Annotated in this window: 24 protein-coding genes; 16 read left to right on the forward strand and 8 right to left on the reverse strand. The window is 34.3% G+C overall.

Annotated features, from left to right (window positions below):
* The first annotated feature begins 232 nt into the window (after positions 1-232).
* Together hemB and ACFSC2_RS04405 are read left to right on the forward strand one after the other, a co-directional pair.
* Complete coding sequence (gene hemB, locus ACFSC2_RS04400) at positions 233-1,228, forward strand: porphobilinogen synthase (protein WP_379817625.1); 996 nt, start codon at positions 233-235, stop codon at positions 1,226-1,228.
* Positions 1,229-1,230: 2 nt separating this feature from the next.
* Complete coding sequence (locus ACFSC2_RS04405) at positions 1,231-1,629, forward strand: c-type cytochrome (protein ID WP_379817624.1); 399 nt, start codon at positions 1,231-1,233, stop codon at positions 1,627-1,629.
* A gap of 80 nt (positions 1,630-1,709) precedes the next feature.
* Here the strand turns inward: ACFSC2_RS04405 and ACFSC2_RS04410 are convergent, their stop codons facing one another.
* Positions 1,710-3,770, reverse strand: a complete 2,061-nt coding sequence (locus tag ACFSC2_RS04410) for a M13 family metallopeptidase (protein WP_379817623.1) — start codon at positions 3,768-3,770, stop codon at positions 1,710-1,712.
* Positions 3,771-4,083: 313 nt separating this feature from the next.
* On the opposite strand from ACFSC2_RS04410, the gene ACFSC2_RS04415 reads away from it, so the two are divergent.
* The 8 genes from ACFSC2_RS04415 (at position 4,084) to ACFSC2_RS04450 (ending at position 11,627) form a co-directional block, all read left to right on the forward strand.
* Positions 4,084-4,749: an SCO family protein gene (locus ACFSC2_RS04415; RefSeq protein WP_379817622.1), complete on the forward strand. Its 666-nt coding sequence runs from the start codon at positions 4,084-4,086 to the stop codon at positions 4,747-4,749.
* Between the two features lie 103 nt (positions 4,750-4,852).
* Entirely contained in the window at positions 4,853-5,092 is a 240-nt protein-coding gene (locus ACFSC2_RS04420) for a FeoA family protein (protein ID WP_379817621.1), read from the forward strand.
* Positions 5,092-7,191: a ferrous iron transport protein B gene (gene feoB, locus ACFSC2_RS04425; protein ID WP_379817620.1), complete on the forward strand. Its 2,100-nt coding sequence runs from the start codon at positions 5,092-5,094 to the stop codon at positions 7,189-7,191. The genes ACFSC2_RS04420 and feoB overlap by 1 nt, the downstream gene beginning before the upstream one ends.
* 6 nt (positions 7,192-7,197) lie before the next feature.
* On the forward strand, positions 7,198-7,320 hold the full coding sequence (locus ACFSC2_RS04430) for a FeoB-associated Cys-rich membrane protein (protein ID WP_379817619.1): 123 nt from the start codon (positions 7,198-7,200) through the stop codon (positions 7,318-7,320).
* Positions 7,321-7,680: 360 nt separating this feature from the next.
* Positions 7,681-9,039 (forward strand): oxygen-dependent tRNA uridine(34) hydroxylase TrhO, encoded by a 1,359-nt coding sequence (gene trhO, locus ACFSC2_RS04435; protein ID WP_379817618.1) that lies wholly within the window; start codon positions 7,681-7,683, stop codon positions 9,037-9,039.
* Between the two features lie 25 nt (positions 9,040-9,064).
* Positions 9,065-9,499 carry an IS200/IS605 family transposase gene (tnpA, locus tag ACFSC2_RS04440; protein WP_379817617.1) on the forward strand — a complete coding sequence of 145 codons (435 nt, stop codon included), beginning with the start codon at positions 9,065-9,067 and terminating at the stop codon, positions 9,497-9,499.
* A gap of 656 nt (positions 9,500-10,155) precedes the next feature.
* Positions 10,156-11,397, forward strand: coding sequence for a peptidase U32 family protein (locus tag ACFSC2_RS04445; RefSeq protein ID WP_379817616.1), 1,242 nt, complete (start codon positions 10,156-10,158; stop codon positions 11,395-11,397).
* Positions 11,397-11,627 carry a ferredoxin gene (locus ACFSC2_RS04450; protein ID WP_379817615.1) on the forward strand — a complete coding sequence of 77 codons (231 nt, stop codon included), beginning with the start codon at positions 11,397-11,399 and terminating at the stop codon, positions 11,625-11,627. Before ACFSC2_RS04445 ends, ACFSC2_RS04450 begins: the two co-directional genes overlap by 1 nt.
* A 50-nt stretch (positions 11,628-11,677) precedes the next feature.
* Here the strand turns inward: ACFSC2_RS04450 and ACFSC2_RS04455 are convergent, their stop codons facing one another.
* The 7 genes from ACFSC2_RS04455 to ACFSC2_RS04485 form a co-directional block, all read right to left on the reverse strand.
* Positions 11,678-12,727 (reverse strand): XAC2610-related protein, encoded by a 1,050-nt coding sequence (locus tag ACFSC2_RS04455; protein ID WP_379817614.1) that lies wholly within the window; start codon positions 12,725-12,727, stop codon positions 11,678-11,680.
* 38 nt (positions 12,728-12,765) lie between these two features.
* Positions 12,766-13,524, reverse strand: coding sequence for a hypothetical protein (locus ACFSC2_RS04460; protein ID WP_379817613.1), 759 nt, complete (start codon positions 13,522-13,524; stop codon positions 12,766-12,768).
* A 41-nt stretch (positions 13,525-13,565) separates the two neighbouring features.
* Positions 13,566-14,225 (reverse strand): hypothetical protein, encoded by a 660-nt coding sequence (locus ACFSC2_RS04465; protein WP_379817612.1) that lies wholly within the window; start codon positions 14,223-14,225, stop codon positions 13,566-13,568.
* An 82-nt stretch (positions 14,226-14,307) separates the two neighbouring features.
* Positions 14,308-15,024 carry a hypothetical protein gene (locus tag ACFSC2_RS04470; RefSeq protein ID WP_379817611.1) on the reverse strand — a complete coding sequence of 239 codons (717 nt, stop codon included), beginning with the start codon at positions 15,022-15,024 and terminating at the stop codon, positions 14,308-14,310.
* 86 nt (positions 15,025-15,110) lie between these two features.
* Complete coding sequence (locus tag ACFSC2_RS04475; protein WP_379817610.1) at positions 15,111-15,653, reverse strand: hypothetical protein; 543 nt, start codon at positions 15,651-15,653, stop codon at positions 15,111-15,113.
* Between the two features lie 20 nt (positions 15,654-15,673).
* Positions 15,674-17,020, reverse strand: a complete 1,347-nt coding sequence (locus tag ACFSC2_RS04480; RefSeq protein WP_379817609.1) for an ankyrin repeat domain-containing protein — start codon at positions 17,018-17,020, stop codon at positions 15,674-15,676.
* Between the two features lie 33 nt (positions 17,021-17,053).
* A complete protein-coding gene (locus ACFSC2_RS04485; protein WP_379817608.1) occupies positions 17,054-18,235 on the reverse strand; it encodes an ankyrin repeat domain-containing protein in 1,182 nt (393 codons plus the stop codon).
* Positions 18,236-18,550: 315 nt separating this feature from the next.
* On the opposite strand from ACFSC2_RS04485, the gene ACFSC2_RS04490 reads away from it, so the two are divergent.
* The 6 genes from ACFSC2_RS04490 (at position 18,551) to ACFSC2_RS04515 (ending at position 25,353) form a co-directional block, all read left to right on the forward strand.
* Complete coding sequence (locus tag ACFSC2_RS04490; protein WP_379817607.1) at positions 18,551-19,951, forward strand: PSP1 domain-containing protein; 1,401 nt, start codon at positions 18,551-18,553, stop codon at positions 19,949-19,951.
* On the forward strand, positions 19,935-20,414 hold the full coding sequence (locus ACFSC2_RS04495; RefSeq protein ID WP_379817606.1) for a gliding motility lipoprotein GldH: 480 nt from the start codon (positions 19,935-19,937) through the stop codon (positions 20,412-20,414). Before ACFSC2_RS04490 ends, ACFSC2_RS04495 begins: the two co-directional genes overlap by 17 nt.
* Positions 20,415-20,423: 9 nt before the next feature.
* On the forward strand, positions 20,424-22,730 hold the full coding sequence (locus ACFSC2_RS04500) for a penicillin-binding protein 1A (protein WP_379817605.1): 2,307 nt from the start codon (positions 20,424-20,426) through the stop codon (positions 22,728-22,730).
* Between the two features lie 166 nt (positions 22,731-22,896).
* Positions 22,897-23,595, forward strand: a complete 699-nt coding sequence (locus tag ACFSC2_RS04505; protein ID WP_379817604.1) for a CoA transferase subunit A — start codon at positions 22,897-22,899, stop codon at positions 23,593-23,595.
* A 106-nt stretch (positions 23,596-23,701) separates the two neighbouring features.
* Complete coding sequence (gene bla / locus ACFSC2_RS04510; RefSeq protein ID WP_379817603.1) at positions 23,702-24,592, forward strand: class A beta-lactamase, subclass A2; 891 nt, start codon at positions 23,702-23,704, stop codon at positions 24,590-24,592.
* 107 nt (positions 24,593-24,699) lie between these two features.
* Positions 24,700-25,353 (forward strand): CoA transferase subunit B, encoded by a 654-nt coding sequence (locus ACFSC2_RS04515; RefSeq protein WP_379817602.1) that lies wholly within the window; start codon positions 24,700-24,702, stop codon positions 25,351-25,353.
* Positions 25,354-25,391: the final 38 nt, after the last annotated feature.

Here is a 25,391-nt window from a genome sequence, read left to right on the forward strand (position 1 = left end):
TGATTCAGGGATTTTTGTTTTATAAAAAAATGAAATTTTTAGATAATATTAACGGTTTCCATAAAGAGCTAAAAGCCTAGTTTTGTTACTTTTTACTTAACTTTGCAACGCTTAAAATAAAAATTAAGCAAACTCTCAAAAATAAAAAACAACTGCATTTTTAGAGTTAAGATTTATGTCCAATTTATATTAGGAAAAATCTAAAATCTAAAAGCCAAAATCTAAAATTTATATGTTCCCACTACACAGAGGCAGAAGATTAAGAGTAAACGAATCAATCCGATCATTAGTCCGCGAAACAAGTTTAAGTCCATCTGATTTTATGTTCCCGATGTTTATTGCTGAAGGCGAAAATTATAAAGCAGAAATTCCGTCAATGCCGGGAATCTTTCGCAGAACAATCGATTTGACTGTAGAAGAAGTGAAAGAAATTTTTGCTTTAGGAATTCGTGCTGTAAATATCTATGTAAAAGTCAGTGAAAACTTAAAAGATAATACTGGAAAAGAAGCATGGAACAAAGACGGATTAATGCAGCAAGCAATTCGTGCTATTAAAGAGGCTTGTCCAGAAATGATTGTAATGCCAGATGTAGCTTTAGATCCGTATTCTATTTATGGTCATGACGGAATTATTCAAAACGGTGATGTTGAAAATGACAGTACCGTTGAAGCTCTAGTAAAAATGGCGGTTTCTCATGCAGAAGCGGGAGCCGATTTCGTAGCGCCAAGCGATATGATGGATGGAAGGGTTTTACGCCTTCGCGAAGGTCTCGATGCTGCCGGATTTCAGAATGTAGGAATCATGAGTTATTCTGCCAAATATGCTTCGGCTTTTTACGGTCCGTTTAGAGATGCTTTAGATTCAGCACCAAGAGAAGCTGATGTTGTGGTGCCGAAAGATAAAAAAACATACCAAATGGATTATGCTAATCGTATCGAAGCGATTAAAGAAGCTTTGTACGATGTTGAAGAAGGTGCCGATATGGTTATGGTAAAACCTGGAATTGCTTATCTGGATATTGTTCGTGAAGTTAAAAATGCTGTAAATGTTCCTGTAACGGTTTATCACGTTTCTGGAGAGTATGCCATGATCAAAGCAGCGGCCGAAAGAGGATGGCTGGATAATGATAAAATCATGATGGAGCAGTTAATGTGCATCAAACGTGCGGGTGCAAGTTTAATCTCAACTTATTTTGCAAAAGAGGCAGCAATACTTTTAAATAAATAATAATGAAAAAAGTATTGTTCTTATCTGCGGTTCTTGCTTTTACGGCTTGTAAAAAAGAAGCGACAGAAAATACTCAAAATGCATCAGAATCTTACTCGGAAGGGGAATCGGCGAAAGCCAAAACTCCAGAAGATTTAGGAAAAGAAATTTTTGAAGGAAGAGGAAATTGCACTGCCTGTCATCAGCCGGATCAAAAAGTGATTGGTCCGAGTATCAAAGAAATTGCAAAAACCTATAAAGATAAAAAAGGGGATATGGTGACTTTTTTAAAAGGAAATGCAGAACCAATTGTTGACCCAAGTCAGTTTTCGGTAATGCAGACCAATTTTGAAATAACAAAAGCAATGTCTGATGAAGAGTTAAAAGCAATTGAAACTTACATTTACAGTCACTTGAAATGATATTCTTCTAATTTTATTAATTAGTATATAAATAAAAACGGCGCTGATTCAGCGCCGTTTTCTGTTTTATATAAATTTGATTACCAGATTTTAACCCTTTTTGAAGGTTCTAAATACATAGCATCTCCTTGTTTAATTCCGAAAGCTTCGTAGAACGAATCAAGGTTTTTAATTGGCACAACCGCTCTGTACATTCCTGGAGAGTGCGGATCTGTTTTTACCTGGCTTTTAATAGCTTCGTCACGAGCTTTAGTTCTCCAAACAGTAGCCCAAGAAATAAAGAATCTTTGCTCAGGTGTAAATCCGTCGATTAGACCTGGATTTCCGTGTTTCTTCAAATACAATTGTAAACCATCATAAGCAGCGTTAGTTCCACCTAAATCACCAATATTTTCACCCAACGTAAATTTACCATCTACGTGAATTCCAGGAAGTGGCTCTAAAGCGCTGTATTGAGCAGCAAGTTCACCTCCAAGAGCAGTAAATTGTTTTAAATCTTCAGGAGTCCACCAGTCAACAAGGTTTCCGTCTGCATTGTAACGAGCACCAGAATCATCAAAACCGTGAGAGATTTCGTGTCCGATTACTGCTCCAATTCCACCGTAGTTTACAGCTTCATCAGCTTGGTAATTGTAGAAAGGCGGTTGTAAAATTGCAGCTGGGAAAACAATCTCATTGTAAGATGGATTGAAATATGCATTTACAGTTTGTGGAGACATTCCCCATTCTGTTTTATCAACTGGTTTGCCTAATTTTGCTAAGTTTTCAGCATAAGCCCATTTAGCAAGATTTACAGAGTTGTCAAAATAAGTTCCGCCTTCAGAAACATTTTTAAGAACTAATTTAGAATAGTCTTTCCATTTGTCAGGGTAACCGATTTTTACAGTTAATTTTTTTAATTTTTCAATGGCTTTCACCTTAGTTTCAGGAGACATCCAAGGCAATGCATTGATTCTGTTTTCGTAAGCAAGCATTACATTAGCAATCATGTCTTTTGCTTTTGCTTTTGCTTCAGCTGGGAATAATTTTTCTACATATAATTTTCCTAAAGCCTCACCTGTAGCTGTATTGATAACTTGTAAAGCTACTTCTTCGCGTGGACGTTGTTTTAATGCTCCAGTTAAAGTTTTTCCGTAGAAGTCGAAATTTGCATTTTCGATTTCTGTACTTAAAGTAGATGCTGTTCTGTTTAGAGCAGACCATTTTAAATACTCTTTCCAAGCTTCAACTTTCTTTTCAGTAAAAGTTTTTTCTAGCGCGATCATGTAACGAGGCTGTGCAACATTTACAGTATCCAATTTTGCCATTCCGATTCCAGTAAAATATTTCTCCCATTGAATAGAAGGAGTATTCTTTTTCAAATCTGCAACAGCTGTCGGATTGTATTGTTTTCTACGGTCTCTTCTCTCAACGCGATCCAATCTTGGAGCCGACATTTCGATTTCTAAAGCAAGAATTTGTTTAGCACTTTCTTTTGCTTTTGCAGGAGACTCACCAATAAACTGAAGCATTCTTGCTACGTGAACTTCGTATTTTTCACGTTTTTCTTTAGAATCTTTATCATCAGAGTTGTAGTAATCTTTATCAGATAATCCTAAACCTCCTGGAGTTAAGCTTACGGCATTTTTATTACTGTTTTTCGCATCAGCGCTTACATAAACACCAAAGAAACCGATTCCGCCTTGAAGCTGCATTTCAGTAAGGAAATTTTGAAGATCCGCTACGTTTTTAATAGCATCAATTTTCTTTAAATAAGGCTGCAAAGGCGTAATACCTCTTTTGTTTCTTCCAACAGTATCTAAGATTGTATTGAATAAAGCAATTGCTTTACCTTGATCTGTGTTTGATTTGTATTTTGGATCTTTTGAAGCTTCTTTTAAAATCTTCAGAGAGTTTTCGTCTGTTTTCTGACGTAATTCATTAAAACTTCCCCATGCGTTTCTATCGCTAGGAATTTCAGTTTTGTCTAACCATGCTCCGTTTACGTAACGGAAAAAATCTTGTTTTGGACTAACTTTAGTATCCATGTTTGAAACATTAATACCAGGTTCTTTTGGTGTGCCATTTTGAGCCTGCAGTGTCGCAAAAGAGAACATTGCAGAAACGACACAAAACACAGGTTTTACAAGCTGTTTTTTCATAATAGTTTATTGTTTTAGGTAAAACACAAACTTATTGTTATTAATTTGAATATAGTGTTAAAATTTCGCATTATTTAACAATAAGTTAGCGTCAAGTTATTTTTTAAAATGTTTAAAATTGAAGCACTTTAAGTTAGTTAGTATATTTAATGTTTTATTTGTTACATCTTTAAAGAAAGCTTTCATGTATTTATTTGTTAAAATCAAAAACAAAATTTTATTTGCTTACATTTTCAGAGAGAAACATCGTTAAATAAAAGCTTAATTAAGATTTTAAAAAGTGCTTTTTGTATTTTTGCGCCAAATTATTTTTATGAAATCGCTTCTTTATAAATACCGCAAATTCTTTATTGTACTAATTATATTTTCTGCCGTTACTATATCCTTATTTTATAATGCATTAAAGCCTAAAAAAACACTTCCAATCTACAATCCATCCGACGTAAATCCAGAATTGGTCGACAGTACCATTCAATATAAAAGTAAATATCATACCATTGCAGATTTCTCTTTTGTAAACCAGAACGGAGATACTATAACGCAAAAGAATTACGAAGGAAAAATTTATGTTGCCGATTTCTTTTTTACGACCTGCGGTTCGATCTGTCCAAAAATGTCAACCAATCTTGTTGAGGTTCAAAAAGCGGTTTTAAAGAATCCGAAAGTAATGCTGCTTTCGCATACCGTTTTTCCAGAAGTAGACAGCGTTTCTGTTTTAAAAGCGTATGCTATAAAATATGGAGTAGTGGACAGCAAATGGAATTTGGTTACCGGCGACAAAAAAGAAATTTACAAAATGGCCCGAAAATCGTATTTAGCAGTAAAGCTTGGAAGACCAGATCAATTGTATGATATGGTGCACACAGAGAATTTTGTTTTAGTAGATCAAAAACGTAGAGTTCGCGGGTTTTATGACGGAACAAATAAAGAAGACATTAAACGTCTTTTAGAAGACATCGATTTCTTGTCAAACGAGTAAATAACCGCATTTTTAGAAACATTTAGCATTTGTCCAAGTGTTAAATGCCTTGAAATAAAGAATAATTACCTATTTTTGCAATCTAAATTCAATCTAAATAAGCTTGCAAAATACAATTCACACTCTGAAAAAAGGCGAGAAAGCCATTATCAAAGATTTTGATATCGATCTTATTCCTCTGAAATTATTAGAAATGGGCTGCCTCCCTGGCAGTTTAGTTGAATTACTGCAGATTGCTCCTTTTGGAGATCCTTTATATTTAGATATTAACGGATCTCATGTGGCAATTCGTGTTGAAACCGCTCGTGAAATTGAAGTTGAACTTATTGAAAACAATTTATAATGAGCGTTCAAAATATCAATGTTGCCCTTATCGGAAATCCAAATACAGGTAAAACTTCTGTCTTTAATCAATTAACAGGTCTTAATCAACAGGTTGGAAATTATCCTGGAATCACGGTTGAGAAAAAAATGGGTTTCTGCAAATTACCAAACAACGTAAAAGCTAATATTCTTGATTTACCGGGAACGTATAGTTTGAACGCCAGTTCAATGGATGAAAGCGTTGTGATTGAACTTTTGTTAAATAAAAACGATAAATTATATCCAGACGTTGCTGTTGTAGTAACAGATGTTGAAAATCTGAAGAGAAACTTATTGATTTATACGCAGATTAAAGATCTTGAAATTCCGACGATTTTGGTCATCAATATGTCTGATCAAATGGAACGAAAAGGAATTTCTTTGGATATTCCGTTTTTAGAAGATAAACTAAAAACTAAAATTGCATTAGTAAGTTCACGAAAAGGCCACGGAATAGAAAATTTAAAAGAACTAATTGTTTCTTATAAGAGCATTACGCACGAACCTTGTTTGAATGCTTCGGTAATTGACCCAGAATATTTTGAAAAGCTGCAACATGCTTTTCCAAATCAATTAATGTATAAATTGTGGCTGGTAATCACTCAGGACGTGAATTTTTCGAATTTAGATCGAAACGAAGTAAGAAGTACGTTTACCAAATCACATTCAGAATTAAAGCGTTTACAACAAAAAGAAACCATCAAAAGATATCAGTTTATCAATGAGGTTTTAAAAGGAGGTTTAAAAGTCGATGCCTCGATGGCAAAAGACGTTCGAGCAAAATTAGACCGCGTTTTAACGCATAAGGTTTTTGGTTACGTTATTTTCTTTGCCATATTATTTTTGATTTTCCAGTCAATATTCAGCTGGTCAACCATTCCAATGGATTTTATTGACAGTACATTTGCTTCTTTGAGTGCTTGGACTGCATCAGAATTGCCAAGCGGTATTTTGACCGATTTACTTTCTCAGGGAATTATTCCAGGAATAGGCGGTGTTATTATATTTATTCCGCAAATTGCTTTCTTGTTCCTTTTTATTTCTATTCTAGAAGAAAGCGGTTATATGAGCCGAGTTGTCTTTTTAATGGATAAAATCATGCGCAGATTCGGACTTTCTGGAAAGAGTGTCGTGCCTTTAATTTCGGGAACTGCGTGTGCGATTCCGGCAATTATGGCGACAAGAAATATCGAAAACTGGAAAGAACGTTTAATTACCATTTTGGTTACGCCATTTACAACCTGTTCAGCACGATTGCCAGTTTACGCAATTATTATTTCATTAGTAGTTCCGAGTAAACGTGTTTTCGGATTTTTAAATGTTCAGGGTTTAACGCTGATGGCACTGTATGTTTTAGGATTTTTTGCTGCGATTTTGTCAGCTTATATTTTAAATAAGGTTTTAAAAATTGATTCAAAAACGTATTTCGTTGTCGAAATGCCGAGTTATAAATTACCGCTTTTTAAAAATGTCGGAATTAATGTTGTAGAAAAAACCAAAGCCTTTATTGTTGGTGCGGGTAAAATCATTTTAGCAATCTCAGTTATTTTATGGTTTTTAGCATCTTATGGACCTGGAAAAGAATTTAACGATGCCGAAACTATTGTAAAAGAAAGATTTGCTAATACCACTTTAGACGAAACACAATTTGAAAATGAAGTTGCTTCTCAAAAACTAGAAAATTCGTATATCGGACTAATGGGAAGAGCGATCGAACCAGCAATCGAGCCTTTGGGGTACGATTGGAAAATCGGAATTGCATTAATTAGTTCGTTTGCGGCGCGTGAGGTTTTCGTTGGAACATTAGCAACAATTTACAGCGTAGGAGACACCGATAACGAATCGACTATAAAAAGCAAAATGCAGGCAGAAGTTCGACCAGATACTGGTAAGAAGGTGTTTGATTTTGCAACAGGAATTTCATTATTATTATTTTATGCTTTTGCCATGCAGTGCGCGAGTACATTGGCGATCACAAAAAAAGAAACCAATTCGTGGAAATGGCCTGCAATGCAGTTGGTTTTCATGAGCGGTCTTGCTTATTTTTCAGCATTAATTGCATATCAACTTTTAAAATAAAAAGTTATGATTCAAGAAATAATGGCCTTCGCGATATTAGGATTTGCAGTCGCTTTTTTGATTAAAAAGTTCTTTTGGAAATCGAAAAAGAAAAAAGACTGCGGAGATGGAAATTGTGGCTGTGGCTAAAATTTACTATTTTGCTGCCGTGCAAAAGAAGCTTCAAAAGGGATTTTAAATTCCTTTTGAAGCTTTTTCTTTATATGCTAGTATTAAACGTCCATAAAGTACTAAATGCAACAATGTTTAAATAGTAGGTATTCTGTTGCTTATTGTGTATTAATTTATTTGTTTTCAATTGCTTATAAATTGAATAAAAGTAACATCAATTTCAATATTTTTGTTTTTCTGTTTTTTTCTTGACTTTTCAATTAAAAAAGAAAACAAGGTCAGATTTTGAAAATGCGAAGAAAAGCTTACCTTTGCGCCGAATTTATTCCATTTATAGATTCGTAATTAATTTATTCTTAACTTAAAATTGTTTATAGCATGCAACTGTATAACACTTTAAGCGCAGAAGAAAGAGCCATCATGATCGATGATGCAGGTAAACAACGACTTACGTTGTCTTTCTATGCGTATGCCAAAATTCAAGATCCAAAAAAATTTCGCGACGATTTATTTATTGCCTGGAATGCACTCGATGCTTTAGGTCGAATCTATGTTGCCAACGAAGGAATTAATGCTCAAATGAGTATTCCAGCTGAGAATCTGGAAGCTTTTAGAGCAACTTTGGAAGTTTATGATTTTATGAAAGGCATTCGTTTGAATGAAGCTGTAGAACATGATGATCATTCATTTTTAAAATTAACCATCAAAGTGCGTCACAAAATTGTTGCTGACGGTCTAAACGACGATACTTTTGATGTAACCAATATTGGCGTTCACTTAAAAGCCAAAGAATTCAATGATATCCTTGACGATCCAAACACAATTGTAGTTGATTTTAGAAATCACTATGAAAGTGAAGTAGGACATTTTAAAGGTGCGATTACTCCAGATGTAGAAACTTTCAGAGAGAGTTTACCGATAATCAACGAACAGCTTAAAGATCATAAAGACGATAAAAACCTTGTAATGTATTGCACAGGTGGAATTCGTTGTGAAAAAGCAAGTGCTTATTTCAAACATCAGGGTTTCAAAAACGTACATCAGCTGGAAGGCGGTATCATTAATTATAAAAAACAACTTGAAGAAGAAGGTCTAGAAAGCAAATTCATCGGAAAGAACTTTGTATTTGATAATCGTCTAGGCGAAAGAATTACTGATGATATCATTTCGCAATGCCACCAATGCGGTAAACCTTGCGATAATCACACTAATTGCGAAAACGACGGTTGTCATTTGTTGTTTATTCAGTGTGACGAATGTAAAGCCGCAATGGATAACTGCTGTTCTACAGAATGTCTAGAAATCATCCATATGCCATTAGTTGACCAAGTTCGTTTAAGAACTGGAAAACAAGTTGGAAATAAAGTGTTCAGAAAAGGAAAGTCTGAAAACTTAAAATTTAAACATTCGGGAGAATTGCCAGAAACTGCTTTGGCTACAGCACAAAAACCTGCTGATATTCGTCAAAAAATAAAAATCAAAAAAGTATTACTTGGAAAAGCAGAACATTACTATGTTAAAGCGCAAGTAGCACAATTTATGATCGAAAACCAAGAGTTAAACAGTGGTGATAAAATCTTAATTTCAGGTCCAACTACAGGGGATCAGGAATTGGTTTTAGAAAAAATCATCGTTAACGGAGCAGCAACTCAATCTGCTAAAATTGGTGATAAAGTGACTTTTGAAGTTCCTTTTCGAGTTAGATTGTCAGATAAATTGTATAAAATTGTAAATTAGCCGAAATTTTTATGCTAATTTATTTATGTCACAATCTTTTACCAAATTATGGATTCATTTAATTTGGGCGACCAAAAATCGTCAGGAATTAATTCATTTTTCAATTGAGAAAAAACTGTACGATTACATTTGGCAAGAGTTAACTGAACTTGGATGCCCTGTTAGAATCATAAACGGAATGCCGGATCATGTGCATGTTTTATTTTTACAAAATCCACAAAAAACTATTACAGACATTGTAAAACAAATAAAAGGAAGTTCTTCTCATTTTATGAATAGAGGAGAATTTATCCTTGAAAAGTTTGCTTGGCAAACCGGCTTTGGTGCTTTCTCTGTCAGTGAATCTCAACTGTATGCTGTTTACAATTATATCAAAAATCAAAAAGAACATCATCTTAAGAAAAATGGGCAGGATGAATTTGATGAGTTTGTAAAATTGCATGGATTGAAAGATAAATGATTACTTGGTCTAAATCATACGATTCTCGTGGTTGAAACAACGCACTATACTTGAAACGGCAGATACAAATAGGAGAACATAGCCTGCGGTTTCAACCGCAGGAACGCAAAGCATTTCCATAACGTTTACGTTTTTTTCCAAATATTTTTTTCTGTATTGAGGATGTTTAAGCAATACGTTCCCCGTGGTTTAAACAACGCGCTATACTTGAAACGGCAGATACAAATAGGAAAACATAGCCTGCGGTTTCAACCGCAGGAACGCAAAGCATGTAAATAGCGATTAGATTTTTTTCAACTAATGTTTTTTGTATTGAAAAATGTTCAAGCAATACGTTCCCCGTGGTTGAAACCACGGGCTATATTTGAAACGGCAGATACAAATAGGAAAACATAGCCTGCGGTTTCAACCGCAGGAACGCAAAGAATGTCCATAGCGATTAGATTTTTCCACTTATTGGTTTTCTGTATTGAAAAATGTTCAACAATACGTTTCGCACGATTGGAACCGTACACTATCTTCAAAAAACTACTACAAATAATTTTAAAATATAGACTATGATATAAATCATAGAAATCTAATCTACACCACATTATTTTTGTCAATTGTTAGATGGCTAAATTCGAAAAATATGTCATCGAAATAATAAATCAAAAATGACAATTAACAACAAAATCGAACTAATGGCCCCTGCTGGCAACTTTGAGTCTTTGCAAGCTGCACTTGATAACGGCGCCGATTCTATTTACTTTGGTGTAGAACAACTCAACATGCGTGCACGATCGACCGTAAATTTTACTATTGAAGATTTACCAGAAATCGCCAAACGCTGCGAAACCAAAAACGTTCGAAGTTATTTGACTTTAAATACCATAATTTACGATCACGATTTATCAGTTGTAAAAACATTATTAAATAAAGCTAAAGAAGCCAATATTACAGCAGTAATTGCATCAGACCAAGCTGTAATTGCGATGGCGAGGTCTATTGCAACAGAAGTGCATATTTCGACACAGTTGAATATTACCAATATTGAAACGATCAGATTCTACAGTTTGTTTGCTGATACAATGGTTTTAAGCCGAGAATTAAGTTTACGACAAGTAAAGAAAATTACCGAACAAATTGAAAAAGAACAGATCAAAGGACCAAACGGAAATTTAGTAGAAATCGAAATTTTTGGGCATGGAGCTTTATGTATGGCCGTTTCAGGAAAATGTTATTTGAGTTTACATTCGCATAATTCATCTGCCAATCGCGGTGCCTGCAAACAAAATTGCCGTAAAAAATATACCGTGATCGATCAGGAAACTGGTTTTGAAATCGAATTGGATAACGAATACATGATGTCTCCTAAAGATTTGTGTACGCTCGATTTCTTAGATCAAGTAATTGATTCTGGAATTCAGGTTTTAAAACTAGAAGGTCGTGGCCGTGCACCAGAATATGTGGCAACGGTTACCAAAACCTATCGTGAAGCCATTGATTCGTATTACGAAGGAACTTTCTCAAAAGAAAAAACGGAAGTTTGGATGGAAGCCTTAAACACAGTTTACAACCGCGGATTCTGGTCTGGATATTATTTAGGGCAAGAACTAGGCGAGTGGAGCGATATTCCTGGATCAGCAGCAACACAGAAAAAGATTTATGTGGGGAAAGGAACACATTATTTCCCAAAAGCAGCAATTGGACAATTTAAAATTGAAGCTTATGATATTAAAGTCGGCGATAAAATTCTGGTAACCGGACCAAGTACTGGAGCTCAGGAAATGATTATCGATGAAATGTTTGTAAATGATCTTACGGCTGAAAAAGCAACTAAAGGAGACGATTGTACTTTCAAACTGCCATTCAGAATCAGAATGTCAGACAAACTATATAAAATTGTGGAAGCGTAATGGTTATCATCACTTTACAAAGAGACAAATGCATTGGCTGTAATTACTGCGTTGAAATGGACCCGATGCATTTTCAAATGTCAAAGAAAGATGGGAAATCGGTATTGCTTCATTCACAGAATGCAAAAGGATTTTTTACTTTAAAATCGCCCAATCATACTATTGTAGAAAGCTGCGAATTGGCGGCGAGAGCTTGTCCGGTTAAGATTATTACGGTTAAGGAAACCTAGAAATTGCATTATAAAAAAAGAGCCTTTTGGGATCTTTTTTACGAAATGGTTTATTGTGTAAACATATTTTTGAATTTTAAATTTCCTAATGCAGACAAACTCCCAGCTTTAGCCGTTCCCTGCCAGTCAGATAATTTTCCGTTCACATAAATCTTGATGCCAACTTCATTAGGGGTTTCGTAGATTATGTATTTTATACTGCCGCTATTAAACTCCAATTGAAAACTGATATTTTGTTTTGTGAATTTGAATAATGCTTTATCTGCTTTTTCAGGGATAGATGGATGAGCAAAAGAAACAAATTTGTATTCATCATTCTGCTGAAAAACATAATACAATACATCATCAACTTTAAACAGAATCACACGCCCTTTTCCATTTTTTGTGTCGAAAGCAAGTAATTTATCTTTTTCTAAGCCTTCTTCATATAGTGAAAGAGATGTGAACGAAACCCACTTATTGTTTTCTAATTTCTTGCCTGTGATTTTTGAAAACGGAGATGGGTAAGAAGCTTCTATTTCAAAACTGGAGATTAATTTCGCTTCATTTTTCGTGACGCTATAATATTCATAACCTCGGATTAAGGCACCGCCACTAGATGATGTGATAAGTCTTTTATATTTAGAATCAATTTCAAACGAGCCGCCACGCAAACAATACGCTCCTTCATAAACACTACTTATACTTTGATTATAAACAAAGGAGTTCGCTGTATTAATAAAAATGCTTGATGATGGTCTTGGATTGTAACAGCCTTCATCGAATAGTTCTGTTCCATCAATAAGAATATCTTCTCTGCCATCAAAATTAACATCTCCCAATACATGAATATTGATGTTTGGAATACTTTTGAAAGTGGCTATTTTTGCAGTCTTCTTTATCTGAGGATTAGAAAGTTCTTTTGTGCCAAACTCTAGTACTGTTTTTTTACTTGTATTTTCTGTAAGTGTATAATATTCTTTGGTATTTGGCTTTGAATCTTGTTGAACAAAATACAAAGTATAACCTTTCATGAAATCATTTATAAGATAAGCTTTTTGGGCATGTAAATTATTAAATCCTGTTACTAGTAAAAGTAAAAAGCCAATTGCTGGTTTCATTTTTTGATTTATCTATTAATTAAATGTAGTAGAAAATGCTATTCTTCTCTAGTATCAAATTCATCAAAGTCTTTAATTTCAGATAATTTAGTCAATTTTTTTCTTTCGATTTTACTAACGGTTTTCTCAAAAATTTCATCACCATCATAGGTGTTTTCATTCACGTTTCGATTGACAATTTTTTGTCCAGTCAAGAAATTGATGCTGATGTCGCTAAGTACAATTGGACCGTGATTATCGCTCGCATCATAACCAATAAGTTCTAAATCATTATTTTGAAGTCTAAAAGTATATCTCCAATAGCCATATCTTCCGTGTGCATAATGAACATAAAGTTTTCCTTTACTTATTTCGATGTCTAATTCTGGAGCATAATAAACGCCGCCGTCTTCATTTTCAGACGAAAAGCAATTGTAATTTTTAACCGCAAGCTCATAACCATTTTTAGTATTCAAAAGAACAATGATTCCTCTTCGGTTGCGGTCTAACTCGCCGCGATATTCATCTGTAACGAATTTGCTCTTGTCTGTGCCTTTTATGATATAAACCAAATCTTCGGCTCCATCTTTATTTAAATCACCATAAATGGTATCAAAAGGAACGTAACTTTTGGGTATAAAATCTGCGGGCTCTTTTTTTACTTCAACGGCTTGTTCTTCAACTTCGGGTGTTTGTTTAAGATCGACAACTTCTGTGTTTGATGTTTTTGTTGCTTTTGAATCTTTTTTACAACTGACAGCAGTTAAAGTCAATAAAATGAGTGTAATAACTAGCGAAGGTTTTATAATTTTGATCATTTATACGTTCTATTCTTTTATTAAACTTTTAAATACTATAATTACCAAATCTTCCACCACGGCTTCGTTTTTGCCTTCTCACCATCAACTATCCCTATAATCGCTAATTTTTCCTTAAACGTCCTTAAAGCAAATGCTAAAGGCTCATTTTTGTTAATTCCAAAATTTTGATGTGGCTGTACTAGTAAAATTGCTACTCCAATATAGGTTGTAATATTGTATTTTTCGACACGTCCCCAAACTAATTCAGGATTATTATAATCATTCTCCGAAAATAGTAATATCTGTATATCATCGGGATAACCTTCGGCTCTAAAATAATTAACAGTATCATGCTTTCTAAAATCAATCAAATCATCTCTATCATAAAATTTTAGATGCTGTGGTTTTATAAGTTCGAAATTTCCTAAAGAGGTGTCGCTTAAAATTTCGTATGGAATTTCCGAAAAATCAGAATACCTCATAATAACACGTATTTGTTTATCTATTAGGCTTTCAGTAAATTCTATTTTATCGTCAACTTTGTTAAATATTTTTACAACATCTAAAGTTGTACCAGCATCATGATCTATATATACATAACATAAAAGATGAGATCCTTCAAAATCTGCCAGACTATCAGCTAATTGAGGATAGTTATGATAGTCTTCAATTGTAATCCAACGTTCCCAGATTTGTTGCTCTTTTTTTGAGTAGTTCATTAGTGTAATTTAAATTGGTGAATTTTATAATAGAAAAGGTTTGTTAATTTTAGGGGATAAAAATACTAAAATGTAACGATCATCAATATGTTTTCCAATTTTCTACTCTCTTTTTAGATTTTAATTTCCATTTTCCATTTTGTCCCACATAGAAATAATCGTACATCTTTTCTGCAGTCCGATCTTGAAAATGTTTTTTTAGAGGAGTAATAGTCAGATCATTATTTAATTTATAACTGCCTTCTTCCGAAATGCCATAAGGACTTCCATAGAGTTCCGTGTTTATAGTGTGGGTCTTTTTGTTAAATTCAGGCTTATTCCAAATATCTGTATCATCAGCTGTATTGTATAATTTTACCAGTTTTTGCTGAGTTTGATCATTTAGGTATACAACTGTCCATTCATTTCCATTAATATTTGAGAATAACCAGCAGACAAGATCTTCATCGCCATCATTATCGAAATCATATATTTTAAAGTTCGAATAGAGTTCGTTATTATCGAAAGACCAGTAAATGGGCTGGTAGTTTAGCTTTTCAATAAACTTAAATTCATCGTTTTTAAATTGATAAAGAGAAACTATTGAATCATTTTCTAAATGAAAAGAATATTTCAGCGGTGTTTTTCCTTTCAATGTAAATTCGCCTTTTGGTTTTTCTTTAGCAAAATCTATTTCGTCAACACTTGAAACATTTGCAGGAAAATTGACTTCAAAAATGATTCTCCTTACAGAATCTGTTTCTATTTGCGAGAAAATGAAGTTAGAAAAAAGTAGAAAAATTAATAACAGATATTTCATTAATATATTGATAGTTATTTAGTAAAAGCCATATTTCACAATAGAAACACGGCTTTACTTTTAGTTAAGAAGAAAATGGAAAACCATTAAATCCCAAATGTGGCGTCGATATTATGCTTTTCGGCATATGCTTTTCCAACATTCATTAATTTGGTAAATTTAGCATCAGCTTCAGTTTGGGTTGAAGCATCAAAATCGGACATTGCTTTTTGTATTTGTTCATCTGGAGCTTTTTCGTCTTTCATTTTAGCAATTGGCAAATAACCTTCTTTTTGTTTTGTAATGACATACGAAAATAAGTCTTTTGATGCTTGAAGAAGTTCTTTGTTATCTTCATCTTCTGGTATATCTTTAATAGTTTGAAAACGCGTTTCTAAGTTGGTGATATCATATTTAAAAGCATCATGGTAAGAAGAAGGAATCATCTTTTTTTGGCTTTGATCATAAACCATAGCCTCTGACTGCAATTTTTCATTGATTTCTTTACTTCCAAAACGAGATAATAAATTCGAATTTAAAACAGCAATTTCAAAGGTTTTTTGTGGTGAAACGCTATTGCAAGAAGTAAAAGTTAGACTTGTGGCGATTAATACTAAAAATAGTGTTGTGGCATTTAAGATTCTTTTCATTTTTTAAGTTTGATTATTATTTATCCTTTTAAAATTTTACTTTTCTCAGCATCAAATTCTTCTGAAGTCAAAATGCCTGCATCTAGAAGTTCTTTTAAATCCATTAATGCTTTTTTCTTTTCTTCCATCGAATTTCCTGAACCTGAGTTTGAAGTTTCGTTCTTTTCCGGAGTTTGAATCGGATTTACAACCGTTCCTGAAGGCGCAAATTTTAGAATCAGTTCTGTAATTTCGTTAAAACCTTTTACGTTGGAATAATCAATTGCTTTTTGTTCTTTCACATTGACAATTGAAGCATCGGCTTTGTTCTCCAATAAATATTTTACAACATCTTTCTTTCCGTTTGCAGCACTGTAATGCAAAGGCGTATTTCCAGATTCGTCCTGAATGTTGATATTAGCTCCAGCGTCAATCAGTAATTTTACCATGCTCAAATTGCCTTTTTTAGTCGCAACGTGCAAAAGACTTTCACCGCCGTAACTATAAGAGCTGTCTAATGTAAAACTAGATTCGTTGGCGATATTAGCGGCGCTTACAATCCAATCCAGATAATCGTTCATAGATGAGGTGTCGTGAGCAACCGGTTTGCTGAAGTTTACATCAACTCCATTTTCTAAAAACAAACTCACAATCTCCTTTTGATTATTCGCGCAAGCGTACCAAATTGGCGAATGACCGTTACTGTTTGAAGTAAAAACATCTGCACCTCTTTCGACCAATAATTTTGCGAGCATTCTATTCGTTTCGTAGCAGGCAATTAATAATGCATTTTCACCCGAATGATTGGTGTGATTAATGTCTGCTCCGTTATCAAGAAGCAAAGTTACCATCGGAATCGATTTGGTATAACAAGCATACAATAAAGGCGTATTTCCTTGTTTGTCGGTTATGTTTATATCGGCGCCATTGTCTAAAAGCAATTGAATAATTTCTCTGTTCAGTTTTGTAGAAGCTAATATAAGCGGACTTTGTCCGTTGTTATTCAGTAAATTAACATCGATTCCTTCTTTAAGCAACTTTGTTGCAATTTCTATTTGAGCCGTCTGAACTACCAAATGTAAGAGGCTGTTTCCGAGTTTGTCGTTTTTAGTAATCTCGGCTCCACTTTCAAGAAGATATAAAGCCGTTTGTTTTTGTTTTTGAAGACAAGCAAAGTACAAAGGCGTTTCTCCCTGATGATCTTCGTAGTTAATATCAGCTCCGTCTTCAGTTAAAATTTTTACGATATCGAGATAACCTCTGTGTGCGGCATAATGCAAAGCAGTTCTTCCTCTTTCGTCTGTATATTTTACATCTACTTCTTTGTTTTGAAGCAGTAATTCGGCAATTTTTCTGTTCCCGTTTTCACAGGCAATTATAAATGACATTGACATGTTTTCTGTTTTAAGTAATTGATCTTTTTATTGTTTCATCAAAAGTTCGACCGTTTTGATCTTTAAATTATCTCCTGATGCAAGCATTAAGGCAGTTTCGTCTTTATCATTTGTAATCGAAATATCAGCACCTTGATCCAGCAGTAATTTTACTTTTCTATAAGTTTCTTTTGCCATTTCAGCATCGTAATTGACATTGTATGCACAGACTTTATGCAAAATAGTATTACCGCTATTGTCTTGTTCATTCACATCCAAAGAAACATTCTCCAAAACCGATTTTAAAATATCCGATTTCTTTTCGACGATAAAATCAATCCCAGATTTTGGCTGTCCGTAATATTCTGCACAGAAATTTACATCGGCACCATCAGACAATAATCTTTCTAAAAAGGTAATATCGCTTGGAGAACCCGAAACAGAACTGATAAAATTAGTCAGCAAAGTGCGTCCGTCTTTGTTTACGATATTAAAATCGGGAGTAGAAACAGAGGCCAGAGAATCATACATATCAAACGAAAACTGCTCTGCAACTGCATAATAATAGGCAGTATTGTTTAGATTATCCGTTTCGTTGGCATCGGCACCGTTTTCCAGCAAGAAAGTTAGAAGATCTTTTCTGTTTCTTTTTACAGCGCACATTAACGGAGTAGTTCCGACAATGTTTTTCTCATTGATATCTAGTCCGTTATCTACAAGTATCGAAATATATTCTTTAACCTTTTCGGTTTCTAAACCGTAAGTATTCAATACTTTGTAAATGAAATTTTCTCCAGCATTATTTTTATACTGAATGTTAGCACCAAAATCTTCAATCAGCGTTTTTATGATTTTTGGAGAAACACCTTTTTCAAGAAAATAGCCTAATAAAGTCTGATCACTGATTTCATCATTCAGGTTGTCCATTTTTGACATTAATTCTTTGAAAAAAGCAATCGATTCTTCGTCATCTTTCAAAGATCGCGTCAACGGACTAAAAATAGATTTATCAAAACTGTCCAGTTCGTAAATATCAGTTTCGATAAATCCAGCTTTTATTAATTTTTCAATAAAATCAATTTCTTTAGCTTCTATAATTTTGGCGGCGATTTGAGAAAAATTGTTTTTAAGATATTGATCGTTAAAATTTTCTCCGTTATTTAGGCATTCTCTGGCCTCGTCAAATTTTCCTTGAAAAAGGAAATTTTCAATCTGGTTTTGTGTTTGCATTTGAATTGATATTTATATTGAAGTTTAAGTTTTATACGGGTTCAGAAATCAGAATTCTAACCATAACAATTGTGTTGTAAGATAAAACATAAAAATGATAAATATATTTCAGAATAAAAACTTAATGTTACTTTTTAGGAAATAAAACTGACAGAATAAGGTTTTTCGCGATTTTTTGGAGCTAAATTTGATCTGTTTTTTATTTAACAACCCTTTAGAAGTAATCCATAAAAAGCAAAATAAAAAAAATACTATCTTTACCGATCAAACGTTTATGAACTTAAGCTGCGTTTTGGCAGCACTACATATATAATTATGGCATGTACAAGTTGTTCAACCTCAGATGGCGGCGCGCCAAAAGGTTGTAAAAATAATGGGACTTGCGGCACCGATAGCTGCAATAAATTGACGGTTTTTGACTGGCTTTCTAACATGAGTCCGTCCAATGGAGAAGCGATTTTTGATTGTGTTGAGGTTCGTTTTAAAAACGGACGTAAGGAATTTTTTAGAAATACAGAGAAATTAACTTTAAGTATTGGTGATATTGTTGCAACTGTGGCATCACCAGGACATGATATTGGAATTGTTACTCTTACAGGCGAATTGGTAAAAATTCAAATGAAGAAAAAAGGGGTAAATTACGAAAGTAATGATGTTCCAAAAATTTATAGAAAAGCGTCTCAAAAAGATATTGATATTTGGTCTGTGGCCCGCGATCGCGAAGAACCAATGAAAGTTCGTGCGCGTGAATTGGCGATTCAGCACAAATTGGAAATGAAAATTTCGGATATCGAATTTCAAGGCGACGGTTCTAAAGCAACATTTTATTATACAGCAAATGATCGTGTCGATTTTAGAATGCTGATTAAAGATTTTGCTAAAGAATTCAGCACCAGAGTAGAGATGAAACAAGTTGGTTTCCGTCAGGAAGCGGCTCGTTTAGGCGGCGTTGGTTCTTGCGGACGTGAACTTTGCTGTTCGACTTGGTTAACAGACTTCAGAAGTGTAAATACTTCAGCAGCACGTTATCAGCAATTATCATTGAATCCGCAGAAATTGGCGGGACAATGCGGAAAGCTGAAATGTTGTCTGAACTATGAATTAGACACTTACATGGATGCTTTGAAAGATTTTCCAGATTACGATACTAAATTAGTAACCGAAAAAGGAGATGCAGTATGCCAAAAACAAGATATCTTTAAAGGTTTGATGTGGTTTGCTTACACGAATAATTTTGCAAACTGGCACGTTTTAAAAATTGATCAGGTAAAAGAAATTATTGCCGAGAATAAGCAGAAAAACAAAGTTTCTTCGTTAGAAGATTTTGCTATTGAAGTAACTTCAGAACCAGAAAAAGACTTTAATAACGCAATGGGACAAGAGAGTTTAACTCGTTTTGACCAGCCTAAAAAGAAGAAAAAACCAAACAGAAAACGTAAAAATGCTGAACCTGCGGGTGTTGCGACACAGCCAAAACCGCAGCAGGAAAAAAACACGAATAATAATCCGAAGCCATCAGGGAATAATAATAATAACAAACCTTCTGGCGGAAATCCGAATCAGCAGAACAAACAAGGTAATCCGAACAAACAAAATCATAAGAACAAGCCTAATCCGAACAAACAAAACAATTCGAACAAGCAAAATTCAAATGAAAATAAATCTGCTGAACCTAGAAAACCAATAATTATTACTAAAAATGAGAATAAAAAATAGCGGCATTCTTCTCTTGGCAGCGATACTCCTTTTTTCGTGCGACAAAAAAAGAGTATTTGACCAGTATAAATCTGTTGGAAGCGCTTGGCACAAAGACAGTATTGTTACTTTTGATCTGCCAGTTTTAGATTCTACTAAAAAATACAATCTGTTTGTAAATCTGAGAGATAACAACAATTATCCGTTTAAAAATCTGTTTTTAATTGTGGCTCTTGAAATGCCAAATGGCTTTACAAAAGTAGATACGTTAGAATATGAAATGGCTGATGCCGAAGGAAATCTACTTGGAAATGGGTTTACTGATATTAAAGAAAGTAAACTGTTTTACAAAGAAAATGTAAAATTTAGAGGGAAATATAAAGTAAATATCAAACAAGCAGTAAGACAATCTGGAAAAATTTCGGGTGTTGATGCTCTAGAAGGTATTACAGACGTTGGTTTTAGAATTGAACAAAAAGATTAATCATAATTTATGGCTATTAAAAAAAACAATAAAACAGCTAGTAATAAGGATATTAATTATTACAAAAAGAAATACTGGAGGTTTTTTACCTTTGGTTTATTAGGCGTTTTAGCTTTCTTCTTGTTTGCTTCATGGGGATTATTTGGTTCTATGCCTTCTTTTGAAGATTTAGAAAATCCAGATTCGAACCTGGCAACAGAAATCATTTCTTCGGATGGAGTTGTAATCGGTAAATACTTCAAAACTAATAGATCACAGCTTAAATATTCAGATCTTCCAAAAAGTTTAGTCGAAGCTTTGGTTGCTACCGAAGATGCTCGTTTTTATGAGCATTCAGGAATTGACGGACGAGGAACTTTAAGAGCTGTTTTCAGTCTTGGAACAAACGGAGGAGCGAGTACTTTGTCACAACAGCTTGCTAAACAATTGTTTCATGGTGAAGGGTCTAAGTTTTTGCCTTTCAGGATTGTACAGAAAATAAAAGAATGGATTATTGCTATTCGTTTAGAAAGACAATATACTAAAAACGAAATCCTGGCAATGTACTGCAACGTGTATGATTTTGGGAATTATTCTGTTGGAGTAAGTTCTGCGGCGCAGACTTATTTCTCAAAAGTTCCTAAAGATTTAACGATGGATGAATCGGCTATTTTGGTAGGAATGTTTAAAAACTCAGGATTATACAATCCAGTTCGTAATCCAGAAGGTGTAAAAAATCGCCGTAATGTAGTTTTGGCACAAATGGCAAAAGCGAAAATGATTTCAGAATCTGAAAAATTAAGATTACAGGCTTTGCCAATTGCTTTAAAATTTAAATTAGAAAGCCACCGTGAAGGTATGGCAACATACTTTAGAGAATATCTTCGTGATTACATGAAAAAATGGGTTACGGAGAACAAAAAACCAGATGGATCTGATTACGATATTTACAAAGACGGTCTTAAAATATATACAACTATAGATTCTAGAATGCAGTCGTATGCAGAAGAAGCGGTTTCTGCCCATATGAAAAATTTACAACAGCAGTTTTTTATTGATATGAAAAACAATAAAAATGCACCGTTCGTAAACATCACACAAGCAGAAACGGATCGTATCATGACACAAGCCATGAAAAACTCAGTTCGTTGGGCTCAGATGAAAGAAATGGACAAAAGCGAAGACGATATTATTGCGTCATTCAAAGTAAAAACAAAAATGCGTGTATTTACTTGGAAAGGAGAGCGTGATACTGTAATGACACCTCTAGATTCTATTCGTTACTACAAACACTTTTTACAATCTGGTTTGATGGCAATGGAGCCACAGACAGGAGCTATTAAAGCTTGGGTTGGAGGTATCAATTATAAATATTTCCAATACGATCACGTAGGGCAGGGAGCAAGACAAGTAGGTTCTACTTTTAAACCTTTTGTGTACGCAACAGCAATCGAACAGTTGAATATGTCTCCTTGCGATTCTATTCTTGACGGACCTTTCATGATTCATAAAGGACGTCACCACGTAACAGAAGATTGGGAACCAAGAAACTCAAACCACACTTACCGTGGTATGGTAACTTTAAAACAAGCTTTGGCTGGTTCTATTAACACTGTTTCGGCTAAATTAATTGATAGAACAGGTCCAGAAGCTGTTGTAGAATTGACTAAAAAATTAGGAGTAAAAACAGAAATTCCAGTTCAGCCTTCTATTGCGCTTGGAGCGGTAGATATTACGGTTGAAGACATGGTCGCTGCATACAGTACATTTGCAAATCAAGGTGTATATGTTAAACCTCAGTTCTTAAGCCGAATTGAGAACAAAAGCGGTGAAGTTATTTATGAACCAATTCCTGAATCTCATGATGTATTAAATAAAGATATTGCTTTCGCAGTAATCAAATTGCTTCAAGGGGTAACAGAAAGTGGTTCTGGATCTCGTTTACGTACACAAGGCGGAGGAAGCGGTGATAATCGCTGGACAGGATATCCATATATGTTTACAAATCCGATTGCGGGTAAAACAGGAACAACACAAAATCAATCAGACGGTTGGTTTATGGGAATGGTTCCAAACTTAGTAACTGGAGTTTGGGTTGGATGTGAAGACCGTTCTGCTCGTTTCAAAAGTTTAACTTACGGACAAGGAGCAACTGCAGCACTTCCGGTTTGGGGGTATTTCATGAAACTTTGTTATGCTGATAAAGATCTTCAGATTTCTAAAGCAGAATTTGAGCGTCCGGCAAACCTTTCGATAAAAGTAGATTGTTACCAAAGACCAGCAGTTGTAAAAGATACAACACAAACAGAACAAAATACCGATGAATTTGAATTGTAACATTGTTGCAATAAAACTTATCTAACTATATTTCAATCCCTTTACGATTCTTTTTTAAAGCTTAGTAAAGGGATTTTTATTTGGGTTTTATTTTTACGAAATCGTTATAATTCCATCTAAAAATCTTATTTTTATCAAAAATATTAGGCTATAAAGACAGTTTGTTATGATAACAAAAAAAGTAAATAACGTTCATGAAGCAATTGAAGGAATTCAAAGCAGCATGACAATTATGTTTGGAGGTTTCGGATTATGCGGCATTCCAGAAAATACAATTGCAGCATTAGTTAATACGTCAATCTCAGATTTAACCTGTATTTCAAACAATGCAGGAGTTGATGATTTTGGTTTGGGATTGCTTTTGCAGAAAAAGCAAATCAAGAAAATGATTTCGTCTTATGTGGGGGAAAATGCTGAATTCGAGCGACAGATGCTTTCTGGAGAATTAGAAGTCGAACTTACACCACAAGGAACTTTGGCAGAACGTTGTCGCGCCGCTCAAGCTGGAATTCCGGCTTTCTTTACACCAGCTGGTTTTGGGACTGAAGTTGCAGAAGGAAAAGAGGTTCGTGAATTCAATGGTAAAATGCATATTATGGAAGAAGCTTTTAAAGCAGATTTCGCGATTGTAAAAGCTTGGAAAGGCGATGAAGCCGGAAATCTGATTTTTAAAGGAACTGCCAGAAACTTCAACGCGTGTATGGCAGGAGCAGGAAAAATTACAATTGCTGAAGTTGAGGAATTGGTGCCGGTTGGTACATTAGATCCAAATCAAATTCATATTCCTGGAATTATGGTGCAGAGAATCTTTCAAGGAGAAGAATTCGAAAAACGTATTGAACAACGCACTGTGCGCCAGCGATAAATTAGATAATGAGATAATTTGTCAATTAGATAATGCTTTGAGTAATTGGAAATTATCTAATTATCAAATTGACTAATTAACACATTAAAAATTGACACATTCAAAAATGAGAAAACTTTTTTATGTAATGCTGTTTTCATTGGCTTCGTTTCAGACTTTTGCTCAAACAATCAATGAACTTAGGCAGGAATTAAATCAAATTATAAAAACAAAAAATGCGACAGTCGGAATTTCTATAAAGGGAATTGAAGATAAAGATACGTTAAGCATTAACGGAAATTTGAAAGCGCCCCTGATGAGTGTTTTTAAGTTTCATATCGCTTTAACGGTTTTAGATAAAATAGACAAAGGTGAGCTTTCATTAGAACAAAAAATATTTATTAAGAAGAAAGATCTTCATGAAAATACTTGGAGTCCGATGAAGGAAGAATATCCGAATGGGAATATGTACCTGACTTTGGATAAACTTTTGAGATACACCGTTTCGCATAGTGATAATAATGGCTGTGATATTCTGATCGATTTAGTTGGTGGTGCTAGTGTTATACAGAAGTTTATAAACAAACAGGGAATTAAGGACTTCGTGATTAAGGTTAACGAAGAGCAAATGAAAATCTGGAAAAACTTGTATGTGAATACCACAACACCTTTGGCGACAACAGAATTGTTGGAAAAGTTCTTTAAAGGTGAAATCCTAAAAGAAAATACAACAAAATATCTGTATCAAATTATGGTTGAAACATCCAGAGGTTTGACTTGGATGAAAGCTGGACTTCCTGAAAATACAGAATTGGCACACAGAACAGGGATGTCTGGAACCAATGATAATAATTTGAGAGTAGCATTGAACGACATTGGAATTGTAAAACTTCCGAACGGGAAACATTTTATTCTTTCGGTTTATTTAAAAGAAATAACAGAAAGTCAAAAAGATACAGAAAAGATAATCGCAGATATTGCGAAGGCAACTTGGGGTTATTTTATTAGAAAAAATTAGAAAAATTGGACAATTGAGATAATTAGAAAATTAGATAATGCTTCGAGCAATTGGGAAATTATCTAATTGACTAATTAAGACATTAACAAATTGACACATTAGAAAATATGTTAACAAAAGAAGATATAGCAAAACGAATTGCAAAGGAAGTTAAAGACCGTTATTTTGTAAACCTTGGGATCGGGATTCCGACTTTGGTGGCAAATTATGTTCGTGAAGATATTTCGGTTGAATTTCAAAGTGAGAACGGAGTTCTTGGCATGGGACCTTTTCCGTTTGCAGGCGAAGAAGATGCTGATATTATTAATGCAGGAAAACAAACCATTACAACACTTCCGGGAGCGAGTTTCTTTGATTCGGCTTTTAGTTTCGGAATGATTCGCAGCCAGAAAGTAGATTTAACAATTTTGGGCGCAATGGAAGTTTCGGAAAACGGAGATATTGCCAATTGGAAAATTCCAGGCAAAATGGTAAAAGGAATGGGAGGAGCAATGGATTTGGTAGCTTCTGCTGAAAATATTATCGTTGCTATGATGCATGTGAATAAAGCAGGAGAATCTAAAATCCTTAAAAAATGTACTTTGCCACTTACGGGCGTAGGATGTGTTAAAAAGGTCGTAACGGAACTTGCGGTTCTCGAAGTGACAGAAAAAGGTTTTAAGCTCTTAGAACGAGCGCCAGGTGTCTCAGTCGAGCACATTATTGCTTCGACCGAAGCGGATTTGATAATTGAAGACGAAATTCCTGAAATGTCGATTTAAAGAATTACACAAAATCATAAAAAATTGAAAGCCGGCTT

It is taken from the genome of Flavobacterium artemisiae, assembly GCF_042678225.1.
Taxonomy (GTDB): Bacteria; Bacteroidota; Bacteroidia; order Flavobacteriales; family Flavobacteriaceae; genus Flavobacterium; species Flavobacterium artemisiae.

Bases quoted from the DNA above. Each gene is read 5' to 3' on its own strand.
- ACFSC2_RS04470 (WP_379817611.1), bottom strand. From the start codon at position 15,024: ATGAAATATCTGTTATTAATTTTTCTACTTTTTTCTAACTTCATTTTC.
- ACFSC2_RS04460 (WP_379817613.1), bottom strand. From the start codon at position 13,524: ATGATCAAAATTATAAAACCTTCGCTAGTTATTACACTCATTTTATTG.
- ACFSC2_RS04515 (WP_379817602.1), top strand. From the start codon at position 24,700: ATGTTAACAAAAGAAGATATAGCAAAACGAATTGCAAAGGAAGTTAAA.
- feoB (WP_379817620.1), top strand. From the start codon at position 5,092: ATGAGCGTTCAAAATATCAATGTTGCCCTTATCGGAAATCCAAATACA.
- ACFSC2_RS04475 (WP_379817610.1), bottom strand. From the start codon at position 15,653: ATGAAAAGAATCTTAAATGCCACAACACTATTTTTAGTATTAATCGCC.
- ACFSC2_RS04430 (WP_379817619.1), top strand. From the start codon at position 7,198: ATGATTCAAGAAATAATGGCCTTCGCGATATTAGGATTTGCAGTCGCT.
- hemB (WP_379817625.1), top strand. From the start codon at position 233: ATGTTCCCACTACACAGAGGCAGAAGATTAAGAGTAAACGAATCAATC.
- ACFSC2_RS04495 (WP_379817606.1), top strand. From the start codon at position 19,935: ATGAGAATAAAAAATAGCGGCATTCTTCTCTTGGCAGCGATACTCCTT.
- ACFSC2_RS04410 (WP_379817623.1), bottom strand. From the start codon at position 3,770: ATGAAAAAACAGCTTGTAAAACCTGTGTTTTGTGTCGTTTCTGCAATG.
- ACFSC2_RS04480 (WP_379817609.1), bottom strand. From the start codon at position 17,020: ATGTCATTTATAATTGCCTGTGAAAACGGGAACAGAAAAATTGCCGAA.
- ACFSC2_RS04455 (WP_379817614.1), bottom strand. From the start codon at position 12,727: ATGAAACCAGCAATTGGCTTTTTACTTTTACTAGTAACAGGATTTAAT.
- ACFSC2_RS04490 (WP_379817607.1), top strand. From the start codon at position 18,551: ATGGCATGTACAAGTTGTTCAACCTCAGATGGCGGCGCGCCAAAAGGT.
- ACFSC2_RS04485 (WP_379817608.1), bottom strand. From the start codon at position 18,235: ATGCAAACACAAAACCAGATTGAAAATTTCCTTTTTCAAGGAAAATTT.
- ACFSC2_RS04405 (WP_379817624.1), top strand. From the start codon at position 1,231: ATGAAAAAAGTATTGTTCTTATCTGCGGTTCTTGCTTTTACGGCTTGT.
- ACFSC2_RS04505 (WP_379817604.1), top strand. From the start codon at position 22,897: ATGATAACAAAAAAAGTAAATAACGTTCATGAAGCAATTGAAGGAATT.
- ACFSC2_RS04445 (WP_379817616.1), top strand. From the start codon at position 10,156: ATGACAATTAACAACAAAATCGAACTAATGGCCCCTGCTGGCAACTTT.
- ACFSC2_RS04465 (WP_379817612.1), bottom strand. From the start codon at position 14,225: ATGAACTACTCAAAAAAAGAGCAACAAATCTGGGAACGTTGGATTACA.
- ACFSC2_RS04500 (WP_379817605.1), top strand. From the start codon at position 20,424: ATGGCTATTAAAAAAAACAATAAAACAGCTAGTAATAAGGATATTAAT.
- trhO (WP_379817618.1), top strand. From the start codon at position 7,681: ATGCAACTGTATAACACTTTAAGCGCAGAAGAAAGAGCCATCATGATC.
- ACFSC2_RS04450 (WP_379817615.1), top strand. From the start codon at position 11,397: ATGGTTATCATCACTTTACAAAGAGACAAATGCATTGGCTGTAATTAC.
- ACFSC2_RS04415 (WP_379817622.1), top strand. From the start codon at position 4,084: ATGAAATCGCTTCTTTATAAATACCGCAAATTCTTTATTGTACTAATT.
- bla (WP_379817603.1), top strand. From the start codon at position 23,702: ATGAGAAAACTTTTTTATGTAATGCTGTTTTCATTGGCTTCGTTTCAG.
- tnpA (WP_379817617.1), top strand. From the start codon at position 9,065: ATGTCACAATCTTTTACCAAATTATGGATTCATTTAATTTGGGCGACC.